Annotated in this window: 13 protein-coding genes; 8 read left to right on the top strand and 5 right to left on the bottom strand. The window is 57.4% G+C overall.

Going from position 1 to position 15,054, the window contains the following annotated elements:
- Window positions 1–24: 24 nt before the first annotated feature.
- From COA55_RS02010 to COA55_RS02000, 3 genes are all read left to right on the top strand, one after another.
- Window positions 25–1,116, top strand: coding sequence for a YCF48-related protein (locus COA55_RS02010; protein ID WP_290500381.1), 1,092 nt, complete (start codon window positions 25–27; stop codon window positions 1,114–1,116).
- Window positions 1,117–1,127: 11 nt separating this feature from the next.
- On the top strand, window positions 1,128–3,509 hold the full coding sequence (locus COA55_RS02005; protein WP_290500380.1) for an MMPL family transporter: 2,382 nt from the start codon (window positions 1,128–1,130) through the stop codon (window positions 3,507–3,509).
- Between the two features lie 246 nt (window positions 3,510–3,755).
- Window positions 3,756–4,766, top strand: coding sequence for a quinone-dependent dihydroorotate dehydrogenase (locus COA55_RS02000; RefSeq protein ID WP_063521044.1), 1,011 nt, complete (start codon window positions 3,756–3,758; stop codon window positions 4,764–4,766).
- A gap of 230 nt (window positions 4,767–4,996) precedes the next feature.
- On the opposite strand, the gene rmf is transcribed toward COA55_RS02000, so the two are convergent.
- Window positions 4,997–5,203 (bottom strand): ribosome modulation factor, encoded by a 207-nt coding sequence (gene rmf, locus COA55_RS01995; RefSeq protein WP_007149522.1) that lies wholly within the window; start codon window positions 5,201–5,203, stop codon window positions 4,997–4,999.
- A 255-nt stretch (window positions 5,204–5,458) separates the two neighbouring features.
- Between rmf and rlmKL the strand changes: the two genes are divergently transcribed.
- Together rlmKL and COA55_RS01985 are read left to right on the top strand one after the other, a co-directional pair.
- Entirely contained in the window at window positions 5,459–7,573 is a 2,115-nt protein-coding gene (gene rlmKL, locus COA55_RS01990; protein WP_290500379.1) for a bifunctional 23S rRNA (guanine(2069)-N(7))-methyltransferase RlmK/23S rRNA (guanine(2445)-N(2))-methyltransferase RlmL, read from the top strand.
- The gene (locus COA55_RS01985) at window positions 7,570–7,791 is read left to right on the top strand and encodes a glutaredoxin family protein (RefSeq protein WP_063520833.1); all 222 of its coding nucleotides are present in this window, start codon (window positions 7,570–7,572) and stop codon (window positions 7,789–7,791) included. The genes rlmKL and COA55_RS01985 overlap by 4 nt, the downstream gene beginning before the upstream one ends.
- Before the next feature lie 96 nt (window positions 7,792–7,887).
- Here the strand turns inward: COA55_RS01985 and COA55_RS01980 are convergent, their stop codons facing one another.
- Genes COA55_RS01980 through lexA form a run of 3 tightly spaced genes read right to left on the bottom strand, consistent with a single transcriptional unit; the run spans window position 7,888 to window position 9,755 of the window.
- Window positions 7,888–8,721: a TatD family hydrolase gene (locus COA55_RS01980; protein WP_290500377.1), complete on the bottom strand. Its 834-nt coding sequence runs from the start codon at window positions 8,719–8,721 to the stop codon at window positions 7,888–7,890.
- Window positions 8,669–9,085, bottom strand: a complete 417-nt coding sequence (locus COA55_RS01975; protein WP_290500375.1) for a DUF1499 domain-containing protein — start codon at window positions 9,083–9,085, stop codon at window positions 8,669–8,671. Before COA55_RS01975 ends, COA55_RS01980 begins: the two co-directional genes overlap by 53 nt.
- A 55-nt stretch (window positions 9,086–9,140) precedes the next feature.
- Window positions 9,141–9,755, bottom strand: coding sequence for a transcriptional repressor LexA (gene lexA / locus COA55_RS01970; RefSeq protein ID WP_063520830.1), 615 nt, complete (start codon window positions 9,753–9,755; stop codon window positions 9,141–9,143).
- A gap of 300 nt (window positions 9,756–10,055) precedes the next feature.
- On the opposite strand from lexA, the gene COA55_RS01965 reads away from it, so the two are divergent.
- Window positions 10,056–10,706, top strand: coding sequence for a cyclic nucleotide-binding domain-containing protein (locus tag COA55_RS01965; RefSeq protein WP_063521693.1), 651 nt, complete (start codon window positions 10,056–10,058; stop codon window positions 10,704–10,706).
- A 63-nt stretch (window positions 10,707–10,769) separates the two neighbouring features.
- Here the strand turns inward: COA55_RS01965 and COA55_RS01960 are convergent, their stop codons facing one another.
- On the bottom strand, window positions 10,770–11,207 hold the full coding sequence (locus tag COA55_RS01960) for a universal stress protein (RefSeq protein ID WP_290500372.1): 438 nt from the start codon (window positions 11,205–11,207) through the stop codon (window positions 10,770–10,772).
- A gap of 215 nt (window positions 11,208–11,422) precedes the next feature.
- On the opposite strand from COA55_RS01960, the gene topA reads away from it, so the two are divergent.
- Both topA and COA55_RS01950 read left to right on the top strand, forming a co-directional pair.
- Window positions 11,423–14,167 (top strand): type I DNA topoisomerase, encoded by a 2,745-nt coding sequence (gene topA, locus COA55_RS01955; protein WP_290500370.1) that lies wholly within the window; start codon window positions 11,423–11,425, stop codon window positions 14,165–14,167.
- 73 nt (window positions 14,168–14,240) lie between these two features.
- Window positions 14,241–14,771, top strand: coding sequence for a hypothetical protein (locus COA55_RS01950; protein WP_290500369.1), 531 nt, complete (start codon window positions 14,241–14,243; stop codon window positions 14,769–14,771).
- Window positions 14,772–15,054 lie beyond the last annotated feature (283 nt).

Genomic DNA, 15,054 nt, shown 5'->3' with positions numbered 1-15,054 from the left:
GGCCCTCGGGAAGAGTAAGGGACAATGAAAAAAACAGTGTTAATGGCTCTGTCGGCCATGCTGTCTGCGCCCCTGCAGGCAGATTTCGTTACGAATGATGCTCCACTGGTCACGGCTAACAATTATCTGGATATCGCTTATGCGGATAGCCGGGTCGTTGCTGTGGGTGACCGGGGTAAAATTCTCTATTCCGATGATCAAGGCGATCACTGGAAGCAGGCGGTAACGCCATCTGAAGTACTGCTCACCTCGGTGTGTTTTGCTGATGCCCGCCATGGCTGGGCCGTTGGCCACGATGCGGTGGTACTGGGCAGTGATGATGGCGGTGAAACCTGGACCGTGCAGTACAGTGACCCCTTGGGTAGCGGCGAGGAGGATGCGGCGCCGGTTGAGGAGGAGCTGGATGACTACGCCATGGATGATCTCTATGGCGACCCCTATGGTGATGATGCCTACGGTGATGAAGGCGACGATCTCTATGGCGATAGTGCTGCCATGGCACCGGTAGATACCTCCGGTGCACCGTTGCTGGATGTGTTCTGTGATAGCCGTGATCGTGCCGTTGCTGTGGGAGGATATGGCTACTTCCTGCAAACCACCGATGGTGGTGAAACCTGGAATAAAGCTCTGGATCGTCTGGATAACCGTGATGGCTGGCATTTGTATGACTATGCCGCTGCCAAAGGTGGAAACGATCGTTACGTGGTGGGCGAAAAAGGCGTGATGTTCCACTCAGCTGATAAAGGCATGAGCTGGGAAAAACTGCAAAGCCCTTACAGCGGCACCCTGTTCGGGGTGACGGCGATCTCTGATTATAAAGCGCTCACTTACGGCCTGCAGGGCAATGTGTGGTTGACGGCCAATCGGGGTCGCAGTTGGGTGAAAATCCCCTCAAAGCTGAGCCGTGGTGTTAACGATGGCACGGTACTGGCGGATGGCACCGTGGTACTGGTCACTAACGCCGGTGGCATCCTTACCAGCCATGATGGCGGTCAATCTTTCTCCCTGCGGTTCTTGCCGGATCGCGATTCTATCTCCGCAGTTCTTCCCCGTGATGCAGGTGGCATTCTTGTCGCCGGGCAGGGTGGATTGCGCGTGATTGAAGACGTTAAATAAGGGGCTCAGCAATGTCAGGTCGTATTTCCAAAAGTATTGCCAGTGGGCTGTTTGCTGTTCGGCCCCTGATTCTGCTGGCCTTTATCGCAGCCACCGTGCTGTTGGGGTTCCAGGCTAGCAAGATCCAACTGAACACCGATATCCGCAAGATGGTTCCGCTGGATCATCCTTATATTCAGAACTTCCTCGAACACCAAAATGACTTGAGCTTGGGTAATGATGTCCGCGTGATTGTTGCGGAAACTCAAGGCGATGACATTTTCAACGAAGACTATGTCAATGCGTTGAAAGAAATCACTGACGAAGTGTTCGCGCTGGAAGGCGTTGATCCGAGCAAAATCCGTTCACTGTGGACCAGCAATGTACGCTGGAACGAAGTGACCGAACAGGGCTTTCAGGGCGGGGAAGTGATTCCTGCAGGCTACGATGGCTCGCAAGATTCGCTGGAACAACTGCGCACCAACGTGCTGCGTTCCGGGCAGGTGGGCCGTCTGGTCGCCGATAACTTCCAGTCCAGCGTAGTACACGCCTATTTGCTGGATGCGCTGGGCGATGACGGTGTCGATATTCCGGTTCTGTCCGCCCGGCTGGAAGAGATCCGCGGCAAGTATCAGGATAAATACCCGAACGTTCGCATTCACATTGTCGGCCTGGCAAAAAAAGCTGGTGACGTGATGGCGGCAGCGGAAGAAGTGGCCATGTTCTTCTTCTTCACCCTGGGGCTGATCGCGCTTCTGCTGTTAATCGATACCCGCTGCCTGCGCAGTGCACTGACCGTGACGGCCTGCTCCTTTGTGGCCGTTATCTGGCAGCTGGGCATTGTCAGCAGCCTGGGCTTCACCATCGATCCCTATTCCATGCTGGTGCCGTTCCTGGTGTTTGCCATTGCGGTATCCCACGGTGTTCAGATCGTTAACACCCTGGCCAACTACGCCGCAGAAGGGCGTAGCTCGCTGGATTCGGCACGCTCTACCTTCCAGGCGCTGTGTGTGCCGGGCATGGTGGCACTGGTGTCGGATGCCATCGGCTTCCTCACTCTCTACATGATTGATGTGGGTGTGATCCGTGAGCTGGCCATGGCAGCCAGTATTGGTGTGGCGGTGATTATTATTTCCAACCTGGTGGTGGTGCCGCTGGTACTGTCTTATCTGGGCGTGAGCGGAGCTTCCGTTCGCAAGATTCAGGCAGGGGAGAAAAAAGATCATCCGTTGGCAGGATTGTTTGCCCGCTTTACTCGCACCCCACTGGCCGCGCTGTCCATCGCTGTGGCAGTGGCGGGTTACGGTGCCGGTATTTATCTGAGCCAGGACCTGAAAATTGGTGATCTGGACAAAGGGGCGCCCGAATTGTGGCCGGACCCGTGTGAAGACATGGATTGCCCCCGTGGTTATGAGCCCAAACCTCGCTACCGCTACAACCATGACGTCAACTTCCTGGTATCCAATTACTCAGTGAGTGCGGACGTACTGGTGGTTATGGGCAAGACCCCGGTGGAATCCTGTAACACCTATGCGGCCATGCAAATCGTGGATGACCTGGCGTGGAACCTGCGCAATGTGGAAGGGGTGCAAGACGTGACGACCATCGCGTCTGCGACGAAGCTGATCTCGACCAACATGAATGAAGGGTCCATGAAGTGGGCGACCATTTCCCGGGACCAGTATGCGCTGAATAACGTCATGAGTTTCATGCCGGACAGCCTGTACAACCTGGATTGCTCGCTGACACCGGTTTATGTGTTCCTGGACGATCACAAGGCTGAAACGTTGGAGCGTGTTACCGGTGCAGTGGCTGACTTTGCCGAGGCTCGTAACAACAAGGATGTGATGGAGCTGAAGCTGGCCTCCGGTAACGCCGGCGTGGAAGCGGCCACCAACCAAACCATCGCCGCCAGCCAGTACCCGATGCTGGCTCTGGTTTATGCGGTGGTGTCGGTACTGATCCTGATCGCTTTCCGCTCTTTCCGTGCGGTGATTTGTATCATTGTACCGCTGGGGCTTACCTCCATTCTCTGTCAGGCACTGATGGCTCACCTGGGTATCGGCGTAAAAGTCGCGACTCTGCCGGTGATCGCTTTGGGTGTAGGTATCGGTGTGGATTACGGCATTTATATCTACAGCAAGCTGTCTGAATACCTGAAGCAGGGTATGGAACTGGAAGATGCCTACAAGCAGACCCTGAAAACTACAGGTAAAGCGGTGGCGTTCACCGGGATTACCCTGGCGGTGGGTGTTGTCTTCTGGGTCTTCAGTTCCATCAAGTTCCAGGCGGACATGGGCATCCTGCTGACCTTTATGTTCCTGTGGAACATGATCGGTGCCCTGTGGCTTCTGCCGGCTCTGGCTCGCTTCCTGCTCAAGCCGGACCCGGCCCGCGCCAAACTACGCAGTTAACTGGCGCGCTGATTTCGTTAGTTATGTTCAAGCCCGGCTCTGCCGGGCTTTTTTTGTGCCGCTTTGCGGCTGCAACACGGTTCACGCTGCAGGCAACATGCCCCGCGTAGCGGATGTTGGGAGGGGATAGCGCGTGGACCGGTTTTCCAATGGGTTCACCGTTCGCTTCACTGTCGGACACAAAACATCGAAGTCACCGGAGCCGTTGGCTATAATGCCGCCGATTACCACCGATCGGGCTCTTTCATGCTGTACTCCCTGGCACGACCTTTACTGTTCTCTCTCTCTGAAGAGCATTCTCACGAGCTGACGCTGGCATTGCTGCGCAAGCGAGCAGGCAAGCTGTGGCCTGGTGCGGTGCCGGCGGCACCGAAAGAAGTCATGGGCATCGAGTTTGCCAACCCGGTGGGCCTGGCTGCCGGGCTGGACAAGAACGGTGACTGTATCGATGGTCTGGCTGATCTGGGTTTTGGCTTTATTGAAGTGGGGACTGTCACGCCACGTCCGCAACTGGGTAATCCTCAGCCGCGCCTGTTCCGCCTTCCCCAGGCCCAGGCGCTGATCAACCGGATGGGGTTCAATAATCTTGGCGTGGAATACCTGGTAGGGGCGGTGAAACGTAGCCGCTATAAAGGAGTGCTGGGGATCAACATTGGCAAGAACAAGGATACCCCGGTGGAAGATGCGGTTCAGGACTACCTGATTTGCCAGCAGAAAGTGCATGCCTATGCCAGCTACCTGGTGGTCAATGTGTCCTCGCCCAATACGCCGGGTTTGCGCACCCTGCAGCACGGTGCGGCTCTGGATGAGCTGCTGGGTACGTTGCGCGAAGCCCAGACGCGCCTGGACCAGGAGCACCGTCGCCGGGTGCCGCTGGTGATCAAGATTGCCCCGGATAACAGCGAAGAAGAGCTGCAGGGGATGGCAGAAGCCTTTGTGCAGCACGGAATCGACGGTGTGTGCGTGGGCAATACCACCTTGTCCCGCGAGGGCGTGCAGGGCCTGAAGCATGGAGAGGAGCAGGGTGGGCTCAGTGGTGCGCCGTTAACCCCCATTGCCAACCGGGCGCTGGCTGCCATGCGCCATGCGCTTAATGGTCGTATCCCGATTATCGGCGTGGGGGGCATCAATAGTGCTGATGATGCGCTGGAAAAACAGCGCCAGGGTGCGGACCTGGTACAGATTTACAGTGGCTTGATCTACCAGGGGCCGGGTCTGATCGGTGATATTGCCCGTGCCTGGCCGAAAGGCATTTGAGCTAAAGGCGCAACGGGTTTTCAGCCGCCTGCTAGCGCTTTATACGAAGCCGCTGTAGGCGTTCCCTTCCAGGGGACGAACCTCGTGCAGCGAGGGCGTTCTCAGTGGTCAAAAGGTTTTCATCCTGGTTGCGTATTGAGATGGACATTAAAGACGGATATTAAAAAGGGCCCGGGTGGGGCCCTGTGGGTCGGCGCGTGAACGCGTCGGCGTTGTGAAACTGGAAGATATTAACCGATATTTTTCAGATTCTGGATGCTGGCGACGCCGAGCATTCCGTGAGCAAAGTCAGTGCGACCTTCGCGCCATCCCCCCATCCAGTTGGTGCGTGCCTGGAGCGTGCCAAACGGGCAGTCTTCGCGGGATTTTCCATCCAGGCCGGCGTTGTATCCCCGGTTGTAAGCGCGGTCGTCTTTACTACGTTTTTGTCGCTTCATAAACGCTTTCCCTTTCACAGATAGCGGTACCGAAAAATGGCCCCTCGGCTGAATATGTAGCCAAGTAGCGGGGCCGACACATTCAGTATGTGAAAGCGGTAAGGTGGTGTCGAATACCATGTAGCAATATGGTCAGTGCTGGTTAAGCATATGACGTATAAAGGACAGGTTGATGACCGTTTGTGTAATGCCATGAAAAACAAGCAGTTAGTTTTTCGGGTGGGGCATGAATCAGTCACTTAAGAGGATTTGGTAATGGAATTTGTGGCCACCTGCATGCCAGGCCTGGCAGATTTGCTCAGTGATGAATTGTCTTCATTGGGCATATCCGTAACAGAAACCGGGCGCGCCCACGTGAGCTTCACTGGGGGCTCTGCGGATGCCCTTAAGGTGTGCCTGTGGTCGCGCCTGTCCGAGCGGGTTCTGTTGCATCTGGCCACGTTGGGGGTCACCCCTGATATTGCCCCGGAAAAGCTGGCTGCCAGCCAGGATTGGCTGTCTTTGGTGGGCAACAATGCGCCGGTACACGTGCACATTGAGCACGGCGCAGAGGTACGGGGTGATAACCGGATCAGCGCCAAACGTTTTATCCAGGCTCTACCAGAGCAGTTTGCGATTTCGCGGGAACCGAAGGGCAGTTGCTGTATCCGTGCCCGTCTGGACTTGAACGAAGCGCATTTGTGGCTGGATCTGGCTGGCGAGCCACTTCATCGTCGTGGCTACCGTCTCGCCGGGGGCCGCGCACCGCTGCGTGAAACGCTGGCAGCGGCTATGTTATGGGCCATTGGTTGGGGTAAGCAGGATCGCCCTCCGGCCTTGCTGGATCCGTTCTGTGGCAGTGGCACCTTGGTGATCGAAGCGGCGCTAATGGCCGCAGGCCGGGCCGCAGGGGCCCAGCGCCAGCACTATGGTTTTCAGCACTGGCGCGGTTGTCGTCGCCAGTTGTGGCTGGATGCTCAGCAGGAAGCCGGTGAGAGCGCGAATCGCCCAGTGCCGGCGTTGTCATTGAAAGGCTTTGATGCCGATAGCAAAACCCTGCCATTGGCCTTGCAGAATGCCGAGCGCGCCGGGGTGCGTAATGCGATTCATTTTGAGCGCCGGGAGCTGGGGGCGCTGCGGCCACGCGACTTTGTCGCCAACGGCATTGTGGTGGGTAATCCTCCCTGGGGCGAGCGTCTTGACGAGAAACAGCAGGCGGGCTGGCTACACTATTCCATCGGCCGGATTCTTGCGGTACGCGCGCCGGGTTATCAAGCGTTGTTGTTAGGCGCCGATGTGGATGTGATGGATCGTTCCGGGATGAACCTGGAACAGCAATGGCGCTTGAAGAACGGGCCTTTCAATAACTTTATTCGCCTGTATTCCCCGCGCAAGCAAACGCCGCCTGCGGTGGCGCAAGTCGCTGATGAGGGCGCTTTTAATGTGCCGGAAGGCGCGCAGCCTTTGCTCAACCGTTTGCGTAAAAATGGCAAGCATCTGCGCCGCTGGCTGGAGCGGGAAGATATCCAGTGTTATCGCCTCTATGATCGCGATCTACCGGAATTCAATGTGGCGGTGGATATCTATGGCGACCAGGTGCTGGTGCAGGAATTCAAGGCACCGAAAACGATTGACCCTGAAAAAGCCAAGGCGCGGCGTGACTGGGCGGTAACGGCGGTGCGGGCGGCTCTTGGCGTGCACCGTGAGCAAGTGCACCTGCGTACGCGCGAGAAACAGAAGGGGAACCAGCAATACCAAAAGCTGGATACCCAGGGGCACTACCGCGTAGTGCGTGAAGGTCAGGCGCAGTTGCTGATTAACCTGCAGGATTACCTGGATACCGGTTTGTTTCTGGATCACCGTCCCACGCGACTACGCATTGCAGAGCAGGCCAGCGGGAAACGCTTCCTGAATCTGTTTGCCTACACCGGTTCTGCCACGGTGCACGCTGCCGTCGGCGGCGCCAAACGCACGGTGACCGTTGATTCGTCGAAACGCTATCTGGACTGGACGGCCTGTAACCTGGCGGCCAACGGCTTCTCCACCGATCAGCACGAGCTGGCCCGTATGGATGCCATGCGCTGGCTGGATGAGTGCAAAGAGCAGTTCGATCTGGTGTTCTGCGATCCGCCCACTTTTTCCAACAACAAATCACGCAGTGACTTCGTGGTGGAAGAGCATCATGGCGATTTGATTCGCAAAATCATGCGTTGCCTGGAGCCGGGTGGGGTGTTGTATTTCTCCTGTAATTACCGCCGTTTTCAGATGGATGAAAGCATCAGTAAGTGGTTCGACGTGGAAGATATTTCTCGCTGGAGTATTCCGGAGGATTTCCGGCGAAATGAAAAAATCCATTACTGCTACGCGATTCGTCATGTGGAGGACGCATGACGGTTGTGCTCTATACCACCCTGGGTTGTCACCTTTGTGACCAGGCCAGGGAGCTGGTGGCCATGGTGAATCCGGGGCTGGTGCTTACCCCGGTGGATATCGCCGAGGATGATGCCTTGATCGAACAGTATGGTGAGCGGATTCCGGTGTTGGTGCGTGAGGGCAAAGAGCTGGCCTGGCCATTTGGCGTGCTCGACGTGCAGCAGTTCCTTTCCTGAAGTTGTGGTTGCCGGGTTATACCTTCCAGGCTTTCTGTGCCCTTGGCTAAACCCGACCCGCAGCCTCCGCGGTTTCGTGATGAAACAGCGTCCCGGTTAGCGAAATAACGCTAACGCATTGTGATAGGTCATGGCGGCCACGTCCGGTGTCTGCTGACCACGTAACTGTGCGACCCGCTGGCCAATCCAGGGGAGTAGCGCTGGTTCGTTACGGCGTTTTTTTGGGGGGGCTTCCGGCAGGTCCCGGGGCAGCAGGTAGGGGGCGTCGGTTTCCAGCAGCAGACGCTGATCCGGAATATTGGGCACCAGTTCTGCCAGTGGCTTGCCGCGGCGCTCGTCGCAAACCCAGCCGGTAATGCCGATATGGCAATCCAGATCCAGATAGTCAAACAGCGCCTGACGTGACCCGGTGAAGCAATGTACGACCGCGCCGGGCAAGTCATCGCGAAACGCTTTCAGGATGGGTAGAAAACGCTCGTGGGCGTCGCGCTCATGGAGGAACACAGGCAGCTTCAGCTCTGCCGCCAGTGTCAGTTGCGCTTCGAAGGCGCGTTCCTGGTCCGGGCGGGGAGAGAAGTCCCTATTGAAATCCAGCCCCATCTCACCTGCAGCTTTCGTCTGCTCATGGGCGAGCAATTCTCGCAGTTCTTTTTCCAGGGCAGGCGAGTAAAAGCGGGCGCTGTGCGGGTGCAGACCAGCGGTGGCGAACAGGGTGGGATATTCGCCGGCCAGGGCAATGGCGGCGCGTGACTCGTCGATACTGGTGCCGGTAATCAATTGCCAGGCAACCCCGGCCGAGGCCGCCCGTTCAATCACCGTGTCGCGATCGTCGTTGAATTGCCGATCGGTCAGGTTAACGCCGATATCGGCCCATTGCTCAGGCCCGGTGTTGTGCGTTTTCGAAGGTGTGTTGCTGTGAGGTGCGGTCATCGGTGTCCTGTTCAGATAGCTGCTCGCGCAGAGATTCTACCCGACGACGGTTGGCACCTAAATCCCAATACCCCGCCCGCGAGGCCGAGCGCACTTCCACCACGCCATTATCGCGAACATAGAAAGTCACATCGTCCACAAACCGCAAGATTCGGCTGGTGAAGCGGGCCTGGATGCGTGATTGGCCGACCACGTCATATTCCACGCGGGGCAGGCTGCCAAGCAGGCTTTCCAGCTTTTTCAGGCTGCTTCCCCGATCGGCGCCAGCCTGCAGAGGGGCTACGCGCTTATCGCTCTGTGTGGCCAGGCTGGACACACAGTTCGGAGAATCGGGGCAGGGCGCAAGAAGATGGGTTTCAGCCATGGCAAACGCACTCCATACAATCAGGCAGATACCTATACCCGTGTGGATACAGGCTTTAATAAGAATTCGGGTCACGAATCAGCCCCACAAATATGCCTTCGATGATAAGTTGATCAGCGGGCACCTTGATGGGCTCATAAGCTTCGTTGGCCGGCAACAGGGTGGCGCTGGATTTATTCAACTTTAAGGTCTTCACCGTGACTTCTTCGTCAATGCGAGCCACAACGATTTCCCCGGATCGTGCCACATTGGATTTGCGCACCGCAATCAGGTCCCCATCGAAGATACCCGCATCCACCATACTGTCGCCCTGAACCTTCAACAGATAGGTAGGACGTTGCTTGAACAGCCCCTGGGGGACCGGTACCGTGCGCTCAACGTTCTCAATGGCTTCAATGGGAACGCCAGCGGCAACTTTGCCGACGATGGGCAGTTCCTCTTCGCCCCAATAGGCATGATCCAGCAACTGGATGCCGCGAGAACGATCGCTGTGCAGTTTTATGTAGCCCTTACGCTCCAGGGCGCGGAGATGGTCGGACGCCGCATTCTTTGACTGGAACCCCATGATGTCGGCGATCTCTGCGCGGGTCGGGGCCATGCCGCTGTCCGAGAGACATTCACGGATGCAATCGAGAACCTGTTGTTGCCGGTCGGTAAGTTTGCTGCTCATAACCTTCTCCCTGTTTCCCGCAGAGTGGAGCGCTTGTCAATCTTGCCGGGGCGCTCTTGTTCGGTGCTAGCTGCGCGATTCGTGTAGGCATTCATATGGTTGTTTGCCTGAGCTTGTAAGTCTTGGCTGACAGGCGGTGCTACATTCAGGATGCTAGCATGGATGCTGACTATATGAACAGTGCTATTTGAGCAGTTGTTGGCGAAGTTTTTATACTGCTTTTACGTCCCCGTCGTTGCCCTGCTGCGACGCGGGCACTAGCATATGACAATAATTCCATCATAACAGTGGGGATAGTAGATGGAGCAGGCCAATAATAATGATTTCGGCCAGCAACGGCGGCGCCAGCTGTTAGCCGGTGTGCCGTTTTTTAATGAAATCGCCCGTGATGATCAGGACGAATTTGCGCAGCTTGAAAAGACGACCCGCCTTTGGGTAGCCGCTTCCGGGGAAAGTGTCATCCGTGCTGGTGATGTGGATTCCACCCTGTATTTTTTGCTCCGGGGGCAGCTTGAAGTCCTCTCGGATAACCCAGAGGAAGCTCCGCTTTACTATGTCTCACCCGGTGAAGTATTTGGCACCTTGTCCATGCTTCTGGGAACGCCCCGCAGCGCGACCATAAAGGTGGCGGACAATGCTCGGGAGGCGGTATTGGCAAGCCTGGACTTCAATGAATTCAACGACGATGACAGTGCCTATTCGTTGGCTACTCGTCTGGCCTTCTTCCATATGATTGTTCACCATATCCGCTGGACCCTGGAAGTAAAGCGGATGCAGGCGCCGACCCACGAGCTGGTCCATTCCATGCGCAAGCTGCCGGTTTTTCATGGTGAGAAAAACAGCCAGGAAGAGCTGGCTGCACTGAAAGTGCAGGCTCAGGGGCTGGCTGAATTGTTGTGTCGTTGGAACGGAGAAAGCCAGGCCAGTACCGGGGCGCTGCAGCTTACCTGATTCGCGTTTGCGTCAGTTCCCGTGTGGGGCGCTCCCCCCGGTGCGGGACATCCGGGCTTTCTGTTACTGGTCGACTTTCACGGCCAGTACGTCGCAGTGGGCGCCAGGCACCAGCCCGCGTGCGGTTGAGCCCAGCAGCAGGGCCAGGCCGCTGCGAGTATGGCTGCCCACCACGATCAAATCCGCCCCTAGCTTGTCTGCCTTGTCGAGAATGGTCTTTTCGATGGATCCCATGTCCACGTAAACGTTGGCCTCGGGAATCTTGTATTGCCCTGCGTATTTGTCTGCCATTTCACGGGCCTGTTTCATCAGGCCGCTTTGCAAGTCCGTCACATCCATGGGCACATCCGCGCCGTAAGCCAGAGCTAGCGGTTCGATGACATGGATCAGATGGAGCTCGCCGTCATTGCCCGACAGTACGCCCGCAGCGCGGGACAGCACCTGTGCGGATTCGTCGCTGCCATCAATGGCAACCAGGATTTTACGATAGGGACTGGGCACGGCTCTCTCCCTGAAAACGTGAGGTTTCCTGCAGTATAGCGCGCTTTGCCAGGGTTGCCAGCGGGCTGTTTCACAGATGAGGGTTGCCCTGGCAGGCCTGCCTGTACTACTACTAAAAAAGGAAACCGGGGGCACTTCCTGCTTGACCCGCCTATACCGGCGCTGTCTAAATAGCGCCCATCACGAGCCTTAGACCGGATGTTGAGTACCTGAGAATGGGAAAATCGCTAGTAATTGTGGAGTCGCCTGCCAAGGCCAAGACCATTAACCGCTACCTGGGCGACGACTTCATCGTGAAGTCCAGTGTCGGCCATGTGCGGGATCTGCCGGTCAGTGGCGGCTCCAAAAAGAGCACCCCTCAGGAGCGGGCCAAGGAGGCGGCGTATACCCGCTCCCTGCCCAAAGAAGAGCGGGACGCCTATAAAAAGAAGAAGGCCAAGAAACAGCTGGTTAACCGCATGGGGATCGACCCGGAAAAAGGCTGGGCGGCTCACTATGAGGTGCTCCCCGGCAAGGACAAGGTGGTCGACGAACTCAAGCGCCTGGCTGCGAAAGCCGACCGTATCTATCTGGCAACGGATTTGGACCGCGAAGGGGAGGCGATTGCCTGGCACCTGCGGGAAGTCATTGGCGGAGACGATGACCGGTTCGACCGGGTGGTATTCAACGAAATTACCAAGAAAGCGATTCAGGCGGCGTTCGAAGAACCCGGCAAGCTGGACCTGCACCGGGTGGAAGCCCAGCAGGCCCGACGTTTTCTGGATCGGGTAGTGGGTTTCATGATTTCCCCGCTGCTGTGGGAAAAAATTGCCCGTGGCCTGTCCGCCGGCCGGGTGCAATCGGTGGCCGTGGAGCTGGTGGTGGAGCGCGAGCGTGAAATTCGCGCCTTTATCCCTGAAGAATTCTGGGAGCTGTACAGCGACACCCACAGCGGTGACGGCGAAGCCCTGCGCCTGCAAGTGGCCAAGCATAACGGCCAGGCGTTCCGGCCCAATAACGGTGACGACGCCGGCGCCCACAAGCAGGCACTGGAAAACGCTGGCACCCTGACCATCAGCCAGCGTGAGCAGCGGCCCACCCGCTCCAAGCCGTCTGCGCCTTTTATTACCTCTACCCTGCAGCAGGCCGCGAGCACCCGCCTGGGCTTCGGGGTGAAAAAGACCATGATGATGGCGCAGCGGCTTTATGAAGCCGGCCACATTACCTACATGCGTACCGATTCCACCAACCTGAGTTCAGACGCCGTGGCGGCCTGCCGGGAGTGGATTGGTGAAAAACTGGGTGACAAGTACCTGCCTGATGCGCCGCTGTCCTACAGCAGCAAGGAAGGGGCCCAGGAAGCACACGAAGCCATTCGTCCTTCGGATGTGCGGCGCACCTCGGATTCCCTGAAAGATATGGAGCGCGACGCCCAGCGCCTGTACGAGCTGATTCGTCGACAGTTCATCGCCTGCCAGATGCCCCCGGCGGAATATCTGAGCTCCACCCTGACGGCCACCGGCAACGGTTACGAGCTGAAAGCGAAAGGGCGCATCATGAAGTTTGATGGCTGGACCCGCATTCAGCCACCGGCGTCACGTAAGGGGCAGGAAGATACCTTGCTGCCGGATGTGAAAGAAGGCGATGTGCTGACCATCGACAATGTGGATGCCAACCAGCACTTCACCAAACCGCCAGCCCGTTTTACCGAGGCGAGCCTGGTCAAGGAACTGGAAAAGCGCGGCATTGGCCGCCCGTCTACCTACGCAGCGATCATTTCCACGATCCAGGATCGCGGCTACGTGCGTCAGGACAACCGGCGCTTCTATGCAGAAAAGATGGGTGACATCGTTACCGACCGTCTGGTGGAAAATTTCCCCAACCTGATGGATTACGGCTTCACCGCCAGCATGGAAGAAACCCTGGATGAAGTTGCTGAAGGGCAGCGAAACTGGCAGGACGTGCTCAACGAATTCTACAAGGATTTCGTCAGCAAGCTGGATGCCGCCCAGGGGGAAGGCACTGGCAAGCAGGCAGTGGGGGGGATGCGCGCCAACCTGCCTACCGACACGGATATTGAATGTCCCACCTGTGGCCGCCCAATGCAGATTCGCACCGGCTCCACCGGCGTGTTCCTGGGCTGTTCCGGCTACGGGCTACCGCCGAAAGAGCGCTGCACCGCCACCATGAATCTGCTGCCCGGTGAAGAAGCCGAAGCGGTAAAAGCGGATGACGATGACGAAGCGGAAACCAACGAACTGCGCAGCAAAAAACGGTGCCAGAAGTGTGGCACCGCCATGGAAAATTACCTGATCGACGAAAAGCGCAAGCTGCATATCTGTGGTAACAACCCGGATTGTGATGGTTATGTGGTCGAGAAGGGCGAATTCCGTATCAAGGGTTACGATGGCCCGGTACTGGAATGTGAGAAGTGCGCTAATGAGATGCAGCTGCGCACCGGCCGGTTTGGCAAGTTCTTCAAGTGCACCAATGACGAGTGCGGCAACACCCGCAAGCTGCTCAAGAGTGGCGAACCGGCTCCGCCGCGGGCTGACCCGATTCCCATGCCGCACTTGCAATGCCAGAAAGTGGATGATCATTACTTACTGCGCGATGGAGCCTCCGGCCTGTTCCTGGCCGCCAGCAAGTTCCCGAAAAACCGGGAAACGCGCCCGCCGCTGATCGAAGAAATTCAGAGCGTGGCCAAGCAGCTGGACCCGAAACACGCTTATCTGGCCGAGGCCCCTGCTGAGGATCCTGACGGCAACAAAGGGGTGCTGCGCTACAGCCGCAAGGCCAAAGAGCAGTATGTGATGAGCGAAATTGACGGCAAGGCCACTGGCTGGATGGCCTTCTACCGCGATGGCAAATGGGTCGAAGAGCAGACCAAGAAAAAAGCCCCCGCGAAGAAGAAGGCGGCCGCCAAGAAAAAAGCAGCGAAAAAGAAAGCTCCGGCCAAAAAAGCCGCCGCCAAGAAGTAATCCAGCAAGCATCACGCTTCACGCATGCAGGCGATAGCCTGCGTGTCGCGTGGTGCGTGCAGCGGAGTGATTTATGTCCAGAATGGTTCGAGACAATACTGTTAGCGGTTTACGCGAGCGGATCTACTTTGCCAACGCCCTGTTACGCCAACTGACCCACGAGCAGGTCGAGGCCGCGCCCACCGTGCGCCTGGCGTTACGCGGTGCGGTGGTGTTTCATCTGTATTCGGTGCTGGTGGGGCTGGCGCGACAATCCGGCAAGACCTTTCAGGTAGACGGTGCGGACACCTTGTTCAGCCTGGCGGCGCTGGAGCAGGCCTTTCGGGATGCGGGGGTTGAAGCCCCGGAGATCGCTATTCTGGCCCGCGCCCGTGCCGATCGGGGGGATTTAATCGCCTGGCTGGACGGGGAAATGCAGACCGCACTGGGCGCAGCAGGCCTGGCTCGCCGTCCGGCGCCGCCCAGCGAAGAGAATGCTCTCAACCTGATGGCCGAGGACGGTTACGCGCCTTTGGCCGAAGGGGATCTCCAGCGCCTTGCCGACAGTGTGACCCGGGTGGGAGAGCTGGTGGAGCATTGCATGGGCTATCTGGAAGAGTGGTGAAGGTCAAAGGTCAGGTGACAGTTGATAATGGACAGTTGGCAGTGCGCGACTGAACACTTTCATTCGCTCCAACGTAAGAGGCCGCGCCCGGAAAACGGGTGCGGCCTCTTATGTTGGAAACCAGAAGCATCGTAGGGGCGCGTAGCTGTCAACTGTCGACTATCCACTTCCAACTATTTTTTGGCCTCTTTGGGCATCGCCGTTTTTGTCTGGATCGCTATCATGGTAAACATGCTGTTGCCCGCTTTGCCGGTGCAGCCCCAGACATGTATACCGCGAGGAG

It is taken from the genome of Alcanivorax sp. (assembly GCF_002733835.1).
In the GTDB taxonomy this organism is placed as follows: Bacteria; Pseudomonadota; Gammaproteobacteria; order Pseudomonadales; family Alcanivoracaceae; genus Alcanivorax.
The sequence above is the reverse complement of the archived record's forward strand: the minus strand, read 5'-3'. Positions and strand labels throughout refer to the sequence as shown.